At 29.1% G+C, this 18,044-nt stretch carries 22 protein-coding genes; 18 read left to right on the top strand and 4 right to left on the bottom strand.

Features of this window, described 5'->3' with window-relative positions; all coding sequences use genetic code 11:
• Nucleotides 1–14 precede the first annotated feature (14 nt).
• Genes L8U04_RS06010 through mrdA form a run of 10 tightly spaced genes read left to right on the top strand, consistent with a single transcriptional unit; the run spans nucleotide 15 to nucleotide 8,308 of the window.
• Entirely contained in the window at nucleotides 15–1,259 is a 1,245-nt protein-coding gene (locus L8U04_RS06010; RefSeq protein ID WP_263661305.1) for a diguanylate cyclase, read from the top strand.
• A complete protein-coding gene (locus tag L8U04_RS06005) occupies nucleotides 1,250–2,047 on the top strand; it encodes a TatD family hydrolase (protein ID WP_220566657.1) in 798 nt (265 codons plus the stop codon). Before L8U04_RS06010 ends, L8U04_RS06005 begins: the two co-directional genes overlap by 10 nt.
• Entirely contained in the window at nucleotides 2,047–3,198 is a 1,152-nt protein-coding gene (locus tag L8U04_RS06000) for a lytic transglycosylase domain-containing protein (RefSeq protein WP_133319213.1), read from the top strand. Before L8U04_RS06005 ends, L8U04_RS06000 begins: the two co-directional genes overlap by 1 nt.
• The gene (locus L8U04_RS05995) at nucleotides 3,134–3,973 is read left to right on the top strand and encodes a septal ring lytic transglycosylase RlpA family protein (protein ID WP_133319212.1); all 840 of its coding nucleotides are present in this window, start codon (nucleotides 3,134–3,136) and stop codon (nucleotides 3,971–3,973) included. The genes L8U04_RS06000 and L8U04_RS05995 overlap by 65 nt, the downstream gene beginning before the upstream one ends.
• A gap of 4 nt (nucleotides 3,974–3,977) precedes the next feature.
• Nucleotides 3,978–4,466: an HAD hydrolase family protein gene (locus L8U04_RS05990; RefSeq protein ID WP_133319211.1), complete on the top strand. Its 489-nt coding sequence runs from the start codon at nucleotides 3,978–3,980 to the stop codon at nucleotides 4,464–4,466.
• Nucleotides 4,457–4,963, top strand: a complete 507-nt coding sequence (locus tag L8U04_RS05985) for a hypothetical protein (protein WP_263659606.1) — start codon at nucleotides 4,457–4,459, stop codon at nucleotides 4,961–4,963. Before L8U04_RS05990 ends, L8U04_RS05985 begins: the two co-directional genes overlap by 10 nt.
• Entirely contained in the window at nucleotides 4,945–5,403 is a 459-nt protein-coding gene (gene lptA / locus L8U04_RS05980) for a lipopolysaccharide transport periplasmic protein LptA (RefSeq protein ID WP_263662395.1), read from the top strand. Before L8U04_RS05985 ends, lptA begins: the two co-directional genes overlap by 19 nt.
• Nucleotides 5,400–5,999: a ribosome biogenesis GTP-binding protein YihA/YsxC gene (gene yihA, locus L8U04_RS05975; RefSeq protein WP_133319208.1), complete on the top strand. Its 600-nt coding sequence runs from the start codon at nucleotides 5,400–5,402 to the stop codon at nucleotides 5,997–5,999. The genes lptA and yihA overlap by 4 nt, the downstream gene beginning before the upstream one ends.
• Nucleotides 5,989–6,480: a hypothetical protein gene (locus L8U04_RS05970; protein ID WP_133319207.1), complete on the top strand. Its 492-nt coding sequence runs from the start codon at nucleotides 5,989–5,991 to the stop codon at nucleotides 6,478–6,480. The genes yihA and L8U04_RS05970 overlap by 11 nt, the downstream gene beginning before the upstream one ends.
• 1 nt (nucleotide 6,481) lies before the next feature.
• On the top strand, nucleotides 6,482–8,308 hold the full coding sequence (mrdA, locus tag L8U04_RS05965) for a penicillin-binding protein 2 (protein ID WP_263709619.1): 1,827 nt from the start codon (nucleotides 6,482–6,484) through the stop codon (nucleotides 8,306–8,308).
• On the opposite strand, the gene queA is transcribed toward mrdA, so the two are convergent.
• Genes queA through tatB form a run of 3 tightly spaced genes read right to left on the bottom strand, consistent with a single transcriptional unit; the run spans nucleotide 8,301 to nucleotide 10,451 of the window.
• Complete coding sequence (queA, locus tag L8U04_RS05960; RefSeq protein ID WP_263709618.1) at nucleotides 8,301–9,329, bottom strand: tRNA preQ1(34) S-adenosylmethionine ribosyltransferase-isomerase QueA; 1,029 nt, start codon at nucleotides 9,327–9,329, stop codon at nucleotides 8,301–8,303. The two genes, mrdA and queA, sit on opposite strands and share 8 nt — an antisense overlap.
• The gene (gene tatC, locus L8U04_RS05955) at nucleotides 9,316–10,056 is read right to left on the bottom strand and encodes a twin-arginine translocase subunit TatC (protein WP_133319204.1); all 741 of its coding nucleotides are present in this window, start codon (nucleotides 10,054–10,056) and stop codon (nucleotides 9,316–9,318) included. The genes queA and tatC overlap by 14 nt, the downstream gene beginning before the upstream one ends.
• 2 nt (nucleotides 10,057–10,058) lie before the next feature.
• Nucleotides 10,059–10,451, bottom strand: a complete 393-nt coding sequence (gene tatB, locus L8U04_RS05950; protein ID WP_133319203.1) for a Sec-independent protein translocase protein TatB — start codon at nucleotides 10,449–10,451, stop codon at nucleotides 10,059–10,061.
• A 154-nt stretch (nucleotides 10,452–10,605) separates the two neighbouring features.
• On the opposite strand from tatB, the gene L8U04_RS05945 reads away from it, so the two are divergent.
• Nucleotides 10,606–11,586 (top strand): permease, encoded by a 981-nt coding sequence (locus L8U04_RS05945; RefSeq protein WP_263709617.1) that lies wholly within the window; start codon nucleotides 10,606–10,608, stop codon nucleotides 11,584–11,586.
• Between the two features lie 8 nt (nucleotides 11,587–11,594).
• Entirely contained in the window at nucleotides 11,595–11,912 is a 318-nt protein-coding gene (locus L8U04_RS05940) for an ArsR/SmtB family transcription factor (RefSeq protein ID WP_263662398.1), read from the top strand.
• On the opposite strand, the gene hemW is transcribed toward L8U04_RS05940, so the two are convergent.
• Nucleotides 11,909–12,958, bottom strand: coding sequence for a radical SAM family heme chaperone HemW (gene hemW, locus L8U04_RS05935; RefSeq protein WP_263662399.1), 1,050 nt, complete (start codon nucleotides 12,956–12,958; stop codon nucleotides 11,909–11,911). The two genes, L8U04_RS05940 and hemW, sit on opposite strands and share 4 nt — an antisense overlap.
• Nucleotides 12,959–13,038: 80 nt before the next feature.
• Between hemW and L8U04_RS05930 the strand changes: the two genes are divergently transcribed.
• The 6 genes from L8U04_RS05930 to ligA all read left to right on the top strand — a co-directional run.
• Nucleotides 13,039–13,509, top strand: coding sequence for an RNA pyrophosphohydrolase (locus L8U04_RS05930; RefSeq protein WP_133319199.1), 471 nt, complete (start codon nucleotides 13,039–13,041; stop codon nucleotides 13,507–13,509).
• Nucleotides 13,509–14,711, top strand: coding sequence for an aspartate kinase (locus tag L8U04_RS05925; RefSeq protein ID WP_263659611.1), 1,203 nt, complete (start codon nucleotides 13,509–13,511; stop codon nucleotides 14,709–14,711). The genes L8U04_RS05930 and L8U04_RS05925 overlap by 1 nt, the downstream gene beginning before the upstream one ends.
• Nucleotides 14,712–15,248 carry a HobA family DNA replication regulator gene (locus L8U04_RS05920; protein ID WP_133319197.1) on the top strand — a complete coding sequence of 179 codons (537 nt, stop codon included), beginning with the start codon at nucleotides 14,712–14,714 and terminating at the stop codon, nucleotides 15,246–15,248.
• A gap of 41 nt (nucleotides 15,249–15,289) precedes the next feature.
• Nucleotides 15,290–15,901 (top strand): DNA polymerase III subunit delta', encoded by a 612-nt coding sequence (locus tag L8U04_RS05915; RefSeq protein WP_263709641.1) that lies wholly within the window; start codon nucleotides 15,290–15,292, stop codon nucleotides 15,899–15,901.
• Complete coding sequence (gene folP, locus L8U04_RS05910) at nucleotides 15,888–17,030, top strand: dihydropteroate synthase (RefSeq protein ID WP_263709616.1); 1,143 nt, start codon at nucleotides 15,888–15,890, stop codon at nucleotides 17,028–17,030. The genes L8U04_RS05915 and folP overlap by 14 nt, the downstream gene beginning before the upstream one ends.
• Nucleotides 17,031–17,032: 2 nt before the next feature.
• Nucleotides 17,033–18,044: NAD-dependent DNA ligase LigA (gene ligA, locus L8U04_RS05905; protein ID WP_263709615.1), on the top strand; the 1,012-nt coding region annotated here is incomplete at its 3' end.

The raw sequence follows: 18,044 nt of genomic DNA, 5'->3' as shown, positions 1-18,044 counted from the left end.
GAGAGTGTTTTACCATGGAAGAAAAAATTTTAATCATTGATGATAATAAGATGCTAACTAAACTTTTAGCAAAAAAAGTAGAAAATACTTTAGGATTAAAGGTAGATGTTGCTTTTGATATGAATAGTGCAAAAGATTTATTGAAAAATGATTATTTTATGGCTTTTGTAGATCTTTGTTTACCAGATGCTCCTAATGGTGAAGTGGTTGATGTAGTTTTAGAAAAAAATATCCCCGCTATTGTTCTTACAGGAAGTAATGACGGACAAACTCGTAAAAAATTTATGGAAAAAGATATTATTAATTATATTCAAAAAGAAAGCGAAGATTGTATTAATGAAATGTTAAATTCTATTAGAATGCTTCAAAAAAATAATAAAACTAAGATAATTTTAGCAATTGCAAATGTAACTTTACGCGCAGAAATGAAGAAAAACTTAAACAATCAGCTTTTTAATGTTTTAGCAGCAGCTCATGGGGAAGAGGCACTAAGCTATTTAAGCGATCATCCTGATACAAAATTAGTAATTTGTGATGCTACTATGCCGGTAATTAATGGGGAAGATTTACTTGTAGAAATTCGCTCAAAATATTCTAAAATAGAACTTGGTGTGATTATGGTTGGGGATAAAGATGATGCATTAGAAGCAAGAGCTTTTAGAAAAGGTGTGAATGATTATGTGATTAGACCTTTCCAAAAAGAATCACTTAATTGTAGAGTAAATAATTGTTTAGATTATATGCAAAAATGTGTTTTGCTAGATGAGTATAGTTTGGGTAAAGATTTATTAACAGGACTTGATGATTATGCTACTTTTGAAAAAAGATTTTTAGATTATTTAGAAGATATACAAGAAAATGAAGAAATGGCGTTGGCTTTGATTGATATTGATAATCTTGCAACAATTAATTATGAATTAAGTTATGATTGCGGTGATGGAGTGATAAAATATACAGCCGAAAAGATTAAAGATCAAATTCGTGGTATGGATTTAGCTACTAGAATTGAAGATGGTAAATTCTACATTGCTTTAAAAAATATAAGCAATAAAGAGGCTTTAAAAGCTTTTTCAAATATAAGAGTTAATATTTCCAAAGAAAGCGTTTTGATAGCTTTAGACGAGGTTGATTATAGCATCTCTGTGGGGGTTGCTTTTGGTAGTAAAGGAAGCCAAATGCAAGATTTGCTCAATAACGCACAAAAGGCATTAGATTTAGCTAAGGCTAATGGAAAAAATAGGGTAGAGGTATGTTTTTAGATTGTGATTTTAGTGAAAAAATCATAGATACTCATTGTCATCTAGATAGCCAAGCTTATTTTGGATATTTAGATGAGATGTTAACGCATGCATTTGAAAATGGTGTAGATAAAATCATTATACCAGGTGCAGATATAAAAGATCTACCAAGAGCAAGAGAGATAGCACATACTTATGATAATGTGTATTTTTCTTGTGGGGTGCATCCTTATGATATAGATGATTTTGATTTAGAAGTTTTAAAAGAATTTATAGATGATAAAAAATGTATCGCAGTGGGTGAGTGCGGACTTGATTATTATCGTTTAAATACTAATGATGATACTATTAAAACAAGACAAAAAGAAGTTTTTATAGCTCAAATACAACTAGCTATTGAATATAAAAAGCCATTGATTGTGCATGTGCGTGAAGCTAATGAAGACAGCTTTAATATTCTAAAAACATACTCAAAAGAATTACAAGGCGGTGTTTTGCATTGCTTTAATGCAAGTGAGCTTTTACTTCAACTAGCAGATGAAGGATTTTATTTTGGTATAGGCGGGGTTTTAACTTTTAAAAATGCAAAAAAATTAGTGGAAATTTTACCTAAAATTCCAAAAGATAAACTTGTTTTGGAAACAGATGGGCCTTATTTAACTCCAGAACCACATCGTGGTAAAGTAAATGATCCTATTTTAACGCATTTTGTAGCACAAAAAATATCTGATCTTTTAAAATTATCTAAAGTTGAAGTAGTAAAACTTACGAATTTAAATGCTAATCGTTTGTTTTTTCAAGGTTTATAATGAAAAAAAACTTTATATTTTTTATATTAGTATTATTATGTTTAAATGCTAAAGCCTTGCAGGTAACTCCTGAATATTATACTCAGCAAGCTCAAATTCTAAGAAATTTAGACATAGAAGCAAGCTATCTTAGTGATATGTTATTTTTAGAATTTAAAGAATCTTCTTTAAATATGCATTCTAAAACTTTAGTTGATACTATGAGAGAATTTTATAAAATCACTCCAATTATCCGTAAAATTTTAGAAAAAGAAAATATTCCTCAAGAATTTTTATATTTGGCAATTGTAGAATCTGGTTTAAAAATTCATAGTGTTTCTAGAACTAAAGCAGTAGGTGTTTGGCAGTTTATGAAGCCAACAGCACAAACTTTAGGTTTAAGGATAGATCCTTATGTAGATGAAAGAAGAGATTTAGTCAAATCAACTTATGCAGCCATTGCTTATTTAAAGCAATTAAAAGAGCAGTTTGGAAAATGGTATTTAGCAATTTTAGCTTATAATTGTGGTGATGGTAAATTACGCCAAGCCATAAAAAAAGCAAAAAGTGATGATTTAAGAATCTTGCTTGATCCTGATAAAAAATATTTACCATTAGAAACTAGAATTTTTATTAGAAAAATTCTTACTATGGCATTTTTGGCTAATAATAATGATTTTTTGATTTCACAAGATAGTGCTTTGCTTAATTATGCTCTATCGAGTGAAGTTAAAAAAATACCTGTTCCGCCAAGTGTTTCTTTAAGAGAGCTTGCTAAAGTAGCTAAGATGTCTTATAATGAATTTAAGCGTTATAATCCACATTTTAATTATGACTTTACTCCGCCTGATAAAAAAGATTATTATATGTATATTCCTTTAAGTAAAAGTGTGGCTGTGGAAAATGCATTAGAGAATGTAAAGCTAGCTAAAGTGGATACAACTATTCCGCATACAAAAATTTATATAGTAAAAAAGGGTGATAGTCTTTATACTATTGCAAAAAAACATAAAATTAGTGTTGAAAGCATTAAAGAATATAATAAAATCAAAGGAAACTTGATTAATATTAATCAAAAACTTGTGTTAAAAATTAAGGAGAATAACAATGCAAAAATCAAAACTACTCAAAAATTACCAAAAAACTCTCATACAAAAGTCGTTAGTCGTTAGTTGTGTAGGGGTTTTATTTAGTGCTTGTAGTATGGTGCCTATTAGCACACCTACTGTGTATTATCCAGAAAGAGATTTTAAAAGTATAAAGCATAATAATACAGGCTTAAAAGGCACTATGAAACCTTATACTATTAATGGTAAAACATATTATCCAACCGTAGTAGAAGTAGGTGAGACTGCTGATGGTATAGCTAGTTGGTATGGACCGGGCTTTCATGGTAAAAAAACTTCCAATGGTGAAACTTATGATCAACATGCTTATACAGCAGCTCATAAAACTTTACCTATGAATACTATAGTAAAGGTAACTAATTTAAAAAATCATCGTCAAACTACCGTAAGAATAAATGATAGAGGACCTTTTGTAGCAGGTAGGATTATAGATTTATCTAATATGGCCGCAAGAGATATTGATATGATTCAAGCAGGAACGGCTCCTGTAAGACTTGAAGTAATTGGTTTTGGAACAAGTGCAAATTCAGGTTCAGTGCATACTAATTCTAATTTAGGTAGCAGCGGGGAGATTGCTGATAGTGGCCATATTTTCCAAGGTGGAGCTTTTATGGTGCAAATTGGGGCATTTAGAAATAAAAGTGGCGCAGAGTTAATAGCAAGTAGATATAAAAATTATAATTCTTATACTTCAACAATACAAACAAGTGCTAAAGATGGTTTACATAGAGTATTTTTAAAAGGCTTTAGAAGCGAGCAAGAAGCAAGGGATTTTGTTGATGGTGGTTCTTTTCCCGGTGCGTTTATAGTAAGAGAGTAAAATTATGATAGAGCTTATTTTTTTAGATGTAGATGGTTGTCTAACAGATGGTAAAATCATCTACACACAAAATTATGGTGAAATTAAAGAGTTTAATGTAAAAGATGGCGCAGCAATTGAGGCTTGGCAAAAGCTTGGCAAAAAAGTTGCTATTATTACAGGCAGGACTAGCGAGTGTGTGTATTTTAGAGCTAGAGATTTAAAAATTGATCTAGTATATCAAGGTATTAGTGATAAATTAACTTGTGCTAAAGAAATTTTAGAAAAATTAAATTTAGACTTTTCTCAATGTGCTGCTATTGGGGATTATTATAATGATATGAGTTTACTTGAAGCAGTTGCTTATAGTTTTAAACCAAAAGATGCACATAAGGCTTTAAAAACTGATAAAGTTTTAAATAGAAAAGGTGGTAATGGGGCGGTAAGTGAGATGATAGAAATTTTAATTGAACATAATAACATGCAAGCTCAATGGGATAAACTTTGGCGATAAAAATTTTTGCTATATTAATGAGTTTATTTGCCTTTGTTATGGTGATTTTAAGTACTCAAGATCCTTATTTGTTTGCAATAAAACCGCAAAAGGTAGATGTGGCAAATATGCAAGCTTTTGATGTGCTTGATTATGAGCTTAATACATCTGTTACAAAAGCTAGTTATCAAGCAAGTCGTTGGATAAAATACCAAGATAAAGATATTTTTGATGATTTTAAAGTGCAAGCACTTGATTATAATTTAAGTTCGGATTTATTAGTAAGAAATGATGAAAAATCCATTTTAGAAGGTAATGTAAGTTATTTTGATCAAAATCAAACTTCTATTTTTACTCAAAAAGCAATTTATGATATGAAAAATAAAATTTTATTTTCCAATGAAAAATTTAAGGCATATATAGGGTTGAATGAGGTTTTTGGGGATAATTTTTTATATGATGTAAATCAAAAAGAATTAAAAATTCAAGGAATAAAAGCATGGTTTTTAGAGCAATAATTTTTTTGTGTTTGTTAAATTTATTTGCATTTAGTGCTCAAAAAATAGAAGTTTATGCTAAAGATTTTTATTTGGATGAGAAAAATGAAACGAGCATATTAACCGGTGATGTGGAAGTAAAAAAAGGTAAAGATATTTTAAATTCGCAAAAATTAGTCATTTATATGAAAAATAAACAACCCATTAAGTATATAGCTACTAAAGATGCTAAATTTAAAATTATGATGAAAGATAAGATTTATCATGGAAGTGGTGATGAGTTTGTTTATAATGTAGCTAAAGATACATATGAAATTAATGGTAATGCAAAAATTATAGAAGTGCAGTCAAAAAAAGAGCTTATAGGTGATAAAATCATAGTAGATAGAAAAAATATGACTTATAGAGTAGTTAGTAATGATAAAAAACCTGCTAAATTTGTATTTGAAGTAAAAGAATGATATTAAATGCTAAATTTTTAACTTCTGCTTCTAAAATAAATGAAGCTCCACAGCCTATATATACCGAAATTGCATTTTTAGGCCGCTCTAATGTAGGAAAAAGTTCTTTGATTAATACTCTTTGTAAGAATAAAAATTTAGCAAAAAGTTCTTCAACTCCGGGCAAAACCCAACTCATTAATTTTTTTGAAGTTGATTGTAAAAAAGATGAAGATAAATTTAAATTGATGTTTATTGATTTACCTGGTTTTGGCTATGCTAAAGTGAGCAAAAAAACTAAGGCTATTTGGAATAAAAATTTAGATGAGTTTTTAAAAGAGCGTAGTTCTATCAAGCTTTTTATTCATCTAATAGATTCAAGACATGAAAATTTAGATATTGATGCAAATTTAGATTTGTATTTAGATTCTTTTATTAGAGCTGATCAAAAAAAAATAATAGTTTATACAAAAGCAGATAAGCTCAATCAAAGTCAAAAAGCAAAAATTTTAAATGTAAATAAAAATGCCATTTTAGTTTCAAATTTGAAAAAAAGTGGTATTGATAAATTAGAACAAAAAATTATTTTAGAGAGCTTAGGTTTTAATGAGGAGTAGAAATTTAGTAAAAAATAGATTTGATTTTTCTTATTTATTTTTTTATTTATCTTTGATTTTTTATCAAGTGCTAAGCTCTGTTTATTATTGGATGCCTCCTTTGTTTGGCGTGTTTTTTTGTTATATGATAGTGCTTTTAAAAGAAAAAGAAAGAACTCTTAATAAGCTTGATTTTAGATGGTATTTTTCTTTGTTTTATCTTTTATTAATTGATATTATCCATGGATTTTATCTTTTTAGTTCTTGGATAGCTTTTTTTGTTTTTTATCATCTTTTTGTTGATTGGTTTAAAAGTAAATTAAAACTAGGCCATTATTTGCTCGTTATATTTACCTTTTGTGCTTATATTTTTATCTATCTTTTTGATGTATTTTTGGCGTATTTAGATAATAGTCAAATTTTAAAATTTGGTATTGAATATCTATGGTTTTTTGTCGTTGAAGCTTTGATTTCTTTTGTTATTTTTAAAGGGAAAATCTAATATGCGTATGCGTTTGGTGATGGGTTTTATAGCTTGTTTTTTTATACTTTTACTTGCTAGAGTGTATTATATAAGCATTAAATCTAATGTTTATTATGAAGAAATAGCTAAACAAAATGCCATTAAAACGCAATTTCTAGCACCTGTAAGAGGGCAAATTTTAGATGTTAAAGGTAGGCCCTTAGCAGTAAATAAATTAGGTTTTTCAATCTCTATAAAGCCATATTTGTATATAAAAAAGAAAAACAGAAATCTTTTAGAGCAGGAATTGCAAGTTATAGTAGATGCTTTTCCTGATTTAAACATAACTAAATTAAAACGAAATTATATAAAAGCAGATTCTTATTATAATCAAGATTATATAGAAGTAGTTCCATTTATAGAATATGATGCTATGATTAAGCATTTTACTAAGCTTAATTTGCGTGAAAATATGCAAGTTAAATCTACTACTCAAAGATTTTATCCTTATGATGCTTTAGCTAGCCATGTTATAGGTTATGTTGGAAAAGCAAATTTAAACGATATGAATGAAAATGAAATTGCAAGATTAACTAGCTATGTAGGGCGTAGCGGTATAGAGCGTTCTTATAATGAAATTTTGCAAGGTCAAAAGGGTGAAAAGGTTAGCAAAGTAAATGCGTTAAATAAAGAAATAGAAGAACTTTCTTATAAAAAACCTACTTCAAGTAATATCACTTTAAGCATTGATCTTGATTTGCAAGAATACTTGGCTAGTATTTTTGAAAATTTAGCAGGCGCTGCTATAGTAATGGATGTAAAAAGTGGAGCTATTTTAGCAGCGGGTAGTTTTCCTGAATATAATCTCAATCCTTTTGTTACCGGTATTAGTCAAGAAGAATGGGATAAACTTTCTAATGATTTAAACCATCCTTTTACTAATAAACTCATTAATGGTCTTTATCCTCCAGGCTCAGTTATAAAAATGGGAACAGCTTTAGCATTTTTAGATAGTGGAAAAGTGAATGAAAATCATAAATATTTGTGTGATTCTAACTTTGAACTTGGTGGTAGAAAATTTAGATGTTGGAAGGCTATAGGTCATGGTTATGTAGATATGACAGATGCTATTAGAGAAAGCTGTGATGTATATTTTTATAAAGGAGCTTTGGAGGTTGGCATTGACATCATTAGTTCTGTTTTTGAAAGAATAGGTTTTGGTGCAAAAACAGGAGTAGATTTACCTAATGAATTTATAGGAACAGTTCCTAATAGAATTTGGAAAAAAGAAAAATACAGTCAACCTTGGTATCAAGGTGAAACTTTAAATACAAGCATAGGTCAAGGTGATTTTCTTGCTACTCCTATGCAAGTGGCTAAATTTACAGCTATGATTGCTACGGCTAAAAATATCACACCGCATTTTTTACATAGCATTGATGATAATGTTACTAAGGTAAATTTTGACAATAATGAAAGTGTTTTTACGACTTTTGAATTATCAAAACTTCCACTTTTAAGGCGTGCGATGTATGAGGTGGCCAATGTTGATGGTGGAACTACAGCAAGATTTTTAAGAAATTCTCCTATTACTATAGCAGCCAAGACAGGAACAGCTCAAGTAGTTGGAATTTCTCAAAGTGAAAAAAAGCGTATTAAAGAAGAGGATTTAGAGTATTTTTTAAGATCTCATGCTTGGATTACTTCTTATGCGCCTTATGAAAAACCTCAATATGTAGTAGTAGTTTTAATCGAACATGGAAAAAGTGGTAGTAGCGCAGGCGGACCTGTACTTGCTAAAATTTATCAAAAACTTATAGATTTGGGTTATATTGATAAAAAATATATTAAGAAAAAAGCTAAATGATTAGCATTCCATCGCCATAAGAATAAAAACGATATTTGTTTTTTATAGCTTCATGGTAAAGTTCTAAAGTTTTTTCTCTGCCTATAAAAGAAGCCACAAGCATAATAAGAGTTGATTTTGGTAAGTGAAAATTAGTGAGTAAAAAATCAAGTCTTTGTGGGGTATTTTGTGGGTGTAAAAACAAATCACAAAAACCTTCTTTTAATTTTTTTCTATGATAATACTCTATACAACGAGTAACTGTGGTGCCTACACCAAGTATTTTTTTAGAAGAATTAATCAAAGCACAAGTTTCATCATCAACATAGAAAAATTCTGAATGCATTTTATGCTCGCGTATATCTTCGCATTCTACACCTTTAAAAGTTCCCGCACCAACATGAAGTGTGATAGTATGGATATTATGATTTTTTTTAAGTTCTTTTATCATTGCTTCGTCAAAGTGCAAGCTTGCAGTGGGTGCAGCAACCGCACCTTGATTTTTGGCAAAAATGCTTTGATAGTTAATGTTATCTTGTGCTTCATCTGCTCTTTTAATATATGGTGGTAAAGGTATATGGCCTATTTTTTCTAAAATTTCAAAAACTTCATGATGATTGAATTTTTTTTCATCATTAAAAAACTCTACTTCTCTTGTGCCATCATCGTGTAATTTTTTGATTTTAGCTTTTAAAGAATTTTCAAAATATAAAATTCGTCCTTCTTTAACCTTGCCACGAATTTGAACCAAAAAATCATTATTTTTTAAAGGGTGATTAATGAAAAGTTCTATTTTGCTACCACTTTCTTTAAATCCATAAATTCTTGCTTTTATTACTTTAGTGTCATTAAAGATGATTTCACAAGGTGGTAAAATTTTAGCTAAGTCCTTAAAATGTAAATGTAAAATTTGATCTTTACATCTTTCATAAACTAAAAGTTTAGCATTCTCCTTGGGTAAGATAGGAAAATTTGCTATAAGTTCATTAGGTAAATCATAATCATAACTAGAAAGCAAAAGATCTTTATCAATCGTTTTCATCATTTTCTTTTTGACTAGGATTAACTTTTTTGGCTATATAAATAGAAATTCCATAAAGCCCGCACAAAGGAACGGCCATTAAAAATTGTGAGATTATATCAGGTGGTGTCATCATAGCTGAAAAAACAAAAATTACTAAAACTGAAACCCTAAAGTGTTTTTTTAAAAATGCATCATCAATAAGTCCAAGTTTGGCAAAGAAAAAGGTTATCACAGGCATTTCAAACGCTAAGCCAAAGGCAACTACAAGTTTAGTAAAAAATCCCACATACAAGCCTATGCTGATTAAAGGTTTAAAATCTTGAGTTTGCACCCCAAAATCAATTAAAAATTTAAAAGCCAAAGGTATGACTATATAATAACAAAACAAAGCTCCAAGCGCAAACATAATGCTAGCAAAGCTTACAAAAGGCACTACTAGTCTTTTTTCATTATCATAAAGTCCTGGTGCTACGAATTTCCAAAACTGCCAAAAAATAACCGGTAAAGAAATCAAAAAAGCTGTAAAAAATGAAACTTTCATTGCAGTAAATAAAGGCTCTTGTAATTCAACGAAAGTCATTTGTTTTGAAATTTCAGGTAAGGCTGCTTCAACGGGTGCTTTTAGTATATCTATAATATAACTATTAAAACTAAAGCATACAAAAAACATTACAACAACACAAGCTACGCTTATAAATAATCTTTTTCTAAGTTCTACTAAATGTGGTTTTAATTCTTCAAACATTCTTAGCTTTCCATTTTTTGAGTATTTTTTTCATCTTTTTGAGTTTTTTCTTCTACACGCGAAAGTTCTTGTATATCTTTTTCTAAATCATTAATTTCACTTTTTAACTCTTTGGTATTATTTAAAATATCTTCTTTGAGTTGATCAAATTCTTCAAAACTCAGTTTTTTTCTGATATTTTCGTTAGTTTGTGAAAATTCATCTTTGTATTTTTGTGCTTCATCTTTTAACTCTGCTATTTTTAATTCTTTATTGATACTTGCTTTTGCTTCATCAATATTACTTTTAATGGCTTTTAAAATTTTTGCAATTTCAACTATAGTTGAAGGTAGTTTTTCAGGCCCAAGAACTAAAATAGCTATAACTAAAATAACTAAAATTTCTCCAAAACTCATTATTTTATCTTCTTTCGCTTAAATATATAGTTTGCATTTTACATAAAAATACTTAAAAATACTATTACTTTTATAATATTAATATATAAAGATATATTGATATATTAATATATTTTTGTTATGCTTATTTTAAAATGAAATGGAGTAAAAGATTATGGAAAAGTTATTTTTTATTTTTAAAGATTTTTTGATTTTATTTGTTGAAATTTCTATTTTATTTATATTAGTTAGCATGCTTATTGCTTATCTTAATGAGCGTTATGCTAAATTTTTCAATGAACATTTAAAGAAAGATTCTTTTGTAAGTTATATAAAGGCTATTCTTTTGGGTAGTTTAACTCCCTTTTGTTCATGTTCAAGCATACCGCTTTTAAATGCATTTTTAAAAGCTAAAGTACCACTTGGAGTATGTATAGCTTATTTGATAACTTCGCCTTTAATTAATCCTATTATAGTAGTGATGTTTGTAGTAAGTTTTGGCTTAAAAATCTCTTTATTTTATGTGGGATTTTTATTTAGCGTGATTTTATTTATTGCTTTTTGTGTTTCAAAAATAAACACTCAAAGATTTTTTAATGAAGACTTTTTAAAAAATGATTTAGAGCAAACTTCAAAGTGTTGTTCTAATGATACTTCTAAAAGTTTATGCTGTGAAAAACCTAGTTCTATTTTTGTTAAAAATTCTAAAATTAGCAGTAAAATTTTAAAATTTAAGACTAAAACAAAAGAAAATAAAATCAAAATATTATTTATGCAAAGCTTTAATGAATATAAAAAAATTCTGCCATATATTATTATTAGTATGGGCATTGGGGCTTTTATACACGGCTTTTTTCCGCAAGATTTTTTTCAAAATTATATGAAAGATTATGGGGTATTGGGTGTATTTATAGCAGCATTTATAGGGGTTTTGCTTTATATGAATTGCACTGCTATGATTCCTGTAGCACTAGCTTTAACTACCAGTGGAATTCCGCTTGGTATAATGATGAGTTTTTTAATAGCAGGAGCAGGGTGTTCTTTACCTGAACTTATTTTACTTAAAAGAATTTTTAAAACAAGCTTTTTGTTTTTATTTGCAGGTATGATTGTTTTTATTGCAATTAGTTTTGGACTTTTAATGTTTTTTATATAAGGAATTTTATGCAAGAATTTTTAAAAATAACAAGTGCAATTAACGATGAAAGCAGGATTTTAATCCTAGCCTTTTTACAAAAATACGGAAAACTTTGCGTGTGTGATTTGCAAAGCTCTTTAAATATGAGTCAATCAAGGCTTTCAAGACATTTAAAAATTTTAAAAGAAGCTAATTTTTTAGAAGTAGATAGACAGGGTGTTTGGGCGTATTATGGAGTCAAAAAAAATTTAAATAATTTTTGCAGCGATATATTAAAAAATATCAACGAGCTTTCTATAAAGCTTCCTGAGCTTAAAAAGTTTTCTTGTGAATGCAAAGTTTAAGTGCTAATATACAAGGCTAGTTCATCGCTTAAAAGATAATTAGTATTATAAAAAAATCCATTTTTATATACTAATTTCCCTTTTTTGCTAAGAAACATTGCCTTTTCTTTTTCTAAAGGTTCTAGCTTTGTTTCATCCACTCCTATAATGCTTCTAAGTCCTAGAAAAATATGCTCTAAACACAAATCTTTTGAATTTAAATTTTCAACCTCTCTAAAACAAGGATTTGCTATATAATCTTTTAAACTTTTTTTAGTATAAAATCTTTGATTTTTTGAAAATCCTACTGCACTTAATCCACATCCTATATAGTCTTTTCCTTGCCAATAAGCAAAATTATGTTTGCAAATTTGTCCAAAATTACTGATTTCATATTGTTTATAACCAAGATTTTCAATTGCTTTGATAAAATGTTTTGCAAGACGTGGAGCGTTTTTTTTAAAATGAAATTTTTTAGCAAATCTTGTCTTTTCTTCTATAGTTAAATTATAAGCACTCACATGGCTAATATCAATTAAAGCGAGTTTAGAAATTTCATAATCAAGCATTTTACTATCATCGAGTTTTGTATCATAAATTAAGTCTAAATTTATATTATTAAATCCTGCTTTTTTTGCATTTTCTATACTTGTAAAAATGCTTTTTTGATCATGAATACGCCCAAGGAATTGTAATTTTTTTTCATGAAAACTTTGCACCCCAAAAGAAATGCGGTTAAAACCTAAATTTTTTATCTCTTTAAGCCAAGAAAAATTGCTTGAGTTAGGATTTGCTTCTATGCTTATTTCATTATTTTTTTGTAAATAACTTTGTATAAAAATAAATATTTTTTCATAAAAACTAGCATCCATTAAACTAGGCGTTCCACCGCCTATAAAAACAGTCTTTATGGAATTTTTATCAAGCATAAAAAAATCTAATTGATATTTTATATCTTGCATTAATGCGTTTAGATAATCTTTTTCAAAATCTTTTTTTTTAAGTGAAGTAAAAGAACAATAAAAACATTTACTTTCGCAAAATGGTATATGTATATATAAATGCATAAAACTTCTTTAAAATGTGATTATAAATTCGTATTTTTTTGTTAGAATTATATTATTAAAAAGTCAAGGATAAGAAAATCATGGAAAAAGAAAAAAAATATAGGCCAAATGTAGCCGCAATAGTGCTATCATCAGCTTATCCTTTTGAATGTAAAATTTTACTCGCTAAACGCAATGATATGGAAAATATATGGCAGTTTCCTCAAGGTGGAATAGATGAGGGAGAGGATGCTAAAAGTGCGTTATTTAGAGAATTAAAAGAAGAAATAGGTACAGATGAGATTGAAATTTTAGCCGAACATCCTGAATGGATTAGTTATGATTTTCCACCTAAGGTTGCACAAAAAATGTATCCTTATGATGGTCAAAATCAAAAATATTTTTTAGTTAGATTAAAAAACAAAGCTATTGTTAATCTAAATACTAAAAATCCTGAATTTGATGCTTATAAATTTGCTTCATTAGAAGATGTGTATGATATGATTAATCATTTTAAAAAGCCTATATATATTAGAGTTTTAAAATATTTTAAAGAAAGGGGGTATATTTAATGCTGGTCGTACAAAAATATGGGGGAACGAGTGTAGGAACGCTTGAGCGTATTGATGAAGTTGCTAAAAGAGTGGCAAAAAGTAAAAAAACTTGCGATAAGTTAGTTGTAGTAGTTTCTGCAATGAGTGGAGTTACTAATGAGCTTATTGATTTTGCACATCATTTTAGTAAAAATCCTTCAGGTCGTGAGATGGATATGCTTTTAAGTAGTGGTGAGCGTGTAACTTCATCTTTACTTGCTATTGCATTAAATGAAATGGGTTTAAAAGCTACTGCATTTTCCGGACGCAATGCAGGGATTATTACAGATGATGTTTATACTAAAGCAAGAATTGAGCACATTGATACTACAAATATTAATACAGCTTTAGATGAGGGGTATATTGTAGTAGTTGCTGGCTTTCAAGGTATCGACAAAATGGGTAATGTTACTACTTTGGGTCGTGGCGGAAGTGACTTAAGTGCAGTTGCATTAGCAGGAGCTTTAAATGCTGATTTGTGTGAAATTTATACTGATGTAGATGGGGTATATACTACCGATCCTAGAATTGAACCAAAGGCTAAAAAGCTAGATAAAATTTCTTATGAAGAAATGCTAGAGCTTGCAAGTTTGGGAGCTAAAGTTTTACAAAATCGCTCTGTAGAGCTTGCTAAAAAATTAAATGTAAAATTAGTTACTAGAAGTAGCTTTAATGAAAATGAAGGGACGATCATTACTAAGGAGGAAAATATGGAACAAGCTTTGGTTAGTGGTATAGCACTAGATAAAAACCAAGCAAGGGTTACTTTAAGAAATATTGATGATAAGCCAGGAATTGCTGCTGAAATTTTTGGAACTTTGGCAAATGAAAATATCAATGTAGATATGATTATCCAAAATGTAGGTGTAGATGGAGCTACAAATTTGGGCTTTACTGTGCCTGAAAACGAGCTTGATTTAGCAACTAATGCTATGAAAAAAGTTTTAGGTGCTAATGCTAATATAGAAACAGATAGTGCAGTGGTAAAAGTTTCAGTTGTGGGTGTGGGTATGAAATCACATTCTGGAGTAGCTTCAGCAGCTTTTAAAGCATTGGCAAATGAAAATATTAACATACAAATGATTTCTACAAGCGAAATTAAAATTTCAGTTATCGTGCATGAAAAATACGGCGAATTAGCTGTAAGAGTATTGCATGAAGTTTATAAACTAGATGTATAAATGAGTAATAGTTTTTTAAAATTTACCCTAGAGCAAATCCGAGAAAATGGCACTTATACAAGTTGGTTAGAAGAAAGGCGTCTTGAATGGTCGCCTTTGATAGCTTCTAAATTAGCTTTGCTTTTACAAGGTTATACTTTTATTGTGATTACTGATGAGCAAAGAGCTTGGTTTGAAGAGTATTTTTTAAGCCAAATCAATGCTAACACCACAAGACCTTTAGTGCCTTTTGTGTCTTTAAAAGGAATTTATAATAAGGCTTGCAATACCCAAGAAGATATAGATTTGCTAAATGATCTTTTAAGTATTTCTTTTCCCAATGGTTATGCTTTTTTTTATATAGGAACTAATACAGGATTTAAATTTAAAATCGCTAATTCTAAAGCAGAAAGTATGCTTTGGCTTTTTGATGAGCAATTGCAAAATAGCTTTTATCTTTCCTCGCGCGATAAGGAATTAGACTATAAACTTATTTCTTTATACAAAGTATTTGAGCAAAGCTTAGAGGCTGTACTTTTTTCTAAGGTAGAAATTTGAATCTAAGAAATAAAATCATTATCCATAATGATTTTGAGTTTATGCAAGAAAAACTCACAGAAGAATATGGAGCAAAAAATCTTAGATTTTTCATACCTAAAAACCCTGATTTAGAATTAAGATTAAATGACTTAACTTATGACAAAAACGCTCAAGCAACGGCAAGGGCTATTATGAAAGAAAGTTATATGGCTGAAGCACAAGCTAAAATTATTGTTATACTAGCTAAGTCTTTTCGTGAAGAAGCACAAAATTTTTTATTAAAGCTTTTTGAAGAGCCACCAAAAAATGTATATTTTATTATCGTAGCTCCTTCAAAAAATGTTTTTTTACCTACTATACTTTCAAGATTTATCATAGAAAAGCATAAAATTCAAAAAGAAAAGATGTCTTTAAATTTAGATCTTAAAAAAATGGATCTAGCTCAAATTGCTTCATTATTAAAACAATATGAAAATATAGACAAGCATGAATGTTTAGATTTAATTAGTGTTTTAAGCTATGAGTGTTTTAAACAAGATATAAAATTAAACGATGAAGAAATTGAATTTTTTTATAAAGCTTATGAGCTAGCTAAATTAAATGCAAAGCCAACTATTTTACTAAGCACCATAGCTTTAATTTTACACGAGAGAAAAAATGAAAATCATTAAAATCAATCCTAACACAGACTTTGAGAAAATTTCTAAATATATAAAGCCACATAAAGCAGGTGAGAAAATTATGAGTGAAAAAACTCAAATTCATTTTTTTCTTATCAAAGAACTAAGAGCACCTGCTGCAAATATACTTAAACAAGACGCACTAAGGGTTGGAGCTGAACTTGTAACACATAAAGAAGTTATACTAGGTAAAGAACATACTAATGCCTTACTTATGGTAACACAAGATCAAGCTAAAAAGCTTATAGAAAAAGAAAAACTACAAGATTTTAAGCTTAAAAATTTAGCACTATTTTTAAAGTCTAATTTCGCTAAACCAAAATATGCAAAAATTATGGGTGTGATTAATATTAATGAAGATAGTTTTAACGCTCAAAGTAGGGTTAAAGAAAATGAAGTTTTAGAAAAAATCGAACTCATGATTTCTCAAGGGGCTGATTATATAGATATAGGCGGGGTTTCTTCAAGACCTGGTAGTGTGTATTGTGGGAAAGAAGAAGAGTTTAAACGCTTAAAAAATACCCTAGATTTAATCTATAAAGAAAAACTTTATGAAAAATGTATTTTTAGTTTAGATAGTTTTGATGAGTATTGTTTAGAATATGCTTTAAATAAAGGCTTTAAGCTTATTAATGATATCACCGGTTTTAAAAATGAAAATTTAGCCAAACTAGCTTTAAAATACAAAGCCACTTATACACTCATGCATATACAAAATACCCCACAAAATATGCAAGATAACCCACATTATGAAGATGTGTTAGCCGAGCTTGATGATTTTTTTACACAAAAGCTAGAAAGACTAAGTGAGCTTGGTTTAGAAGATGTGATTTTAGATGTTGGTATTGGTTTTGGTAAAAGCCCTTGGCATAATATGATGTTAATCAAACATTTAGAGCATTTTTTACGCTTTGAAAAAGAACTTTTAATCGGAGCTAGTAGGAAAAGTATGATAAATGCTTATTTTAATTCAAGTGTTGAACAAAGACTAGCGGGTACGCTTTATTTGCATTTAGAGGCTTTTAAAAATGGTGCAAGCATTATAAGAGCACATGATGTGTATGAACATAAACAAATGTTTGAACTTACAAAAGCTATGGATGAACTTTCTTTGGAGTAGTGATGACTTATCAAGAGTATTTAGAAAAGGTAAAATTAGCAAAAGAATGGATGAGGGCTTATTATGAAGATGATGAGCCTTTAGCAAGCGATGAAGAATATGATAAACTTATAAGAGAGTTAAAAGCATTTGAAACACTTCATCAAGAAAAGATTTCTAAAGATTCTCCTACGCAAAATATCGCTCCTATTATACAAAGTGAATTTCACAAACTTGCACATAGTGCAAAAATGTGGTCTATGGAAGATGTTTTTGATGAAGCTGAGCTTAGAGCTTGGGCAAAAAGAGCTAAATGTGAGTTTGATTTTTTCATAGAACCTAAATTTGATGGAGCGAGTTTAAATCTTACTTATGAAAATGGTATTTTAATCAGCGGTGCTACAAGGGGCGATGGAGAAGTGGGTGAGGATATTACTTTAAATGTAAAAGAAATATCAAACATACCTCAAAAAATTCCTTATAAAGACAAGATAGAAATTCGTGGCGAAGTAGTAATTTTAAAAGAAGATTTTGAAAAAATCAACGAAAAAAGAGCTAAAGATGGCTTAAGTTTATTTGCAAACCCACGCAACGCAGCAAGTGGTTCACTAAGACAGCTTGATACAAGCATTACAAAAGAAAGAAATTTAAAATTTTATCCTTGGGGAGTGGGGGAGAATTCTTTAGAATTTAGCAAGCACTCTGAAGTGATGGAATTTATAAGAAGTCTTGGTTTTTTAAAAGATGATTTTGTTTTTTGTGTTAAGACTTTAGATGAGGTTTTGGAAAAATACCACGAGCTTTTAGAAAAAAGAGATCAAAAGCCTATGATGATGGATGGTATGGTTGTAAGGGTAGATGATTTAGCTCATTGTAAGCTTTTGGGTTATACAGTGAAATTTCCAAAATTTATGGCTGCGTTTAAATTTCCTGCTTTGGAAAAAACTACAACATTGCTTGGGGTTAATTTACAAGTTGGAAGAAGTGGGGTAATTACCCCTGTGGCGGTTTTAGAGCCTGTAAATTTAGATGGGG

This window comes from Campylobacter sp. IFREMER_LSEM_CL908, from assembly GCF_025771545.1.
In the GTDB taxonomy this organism is placed as follows: domain Bacteria; phylum Campylobacterota; class Campylobacteria; order Campylobacterales; family Campylobacteraceae; genus Campylobacter_D; species Campylobacter_D lari_D.
The sequence above is the reverse complement of the archived record's forward strand: the minus strand, read 5'-3'. Positions and strand labels throughout refer to the sequence as shown.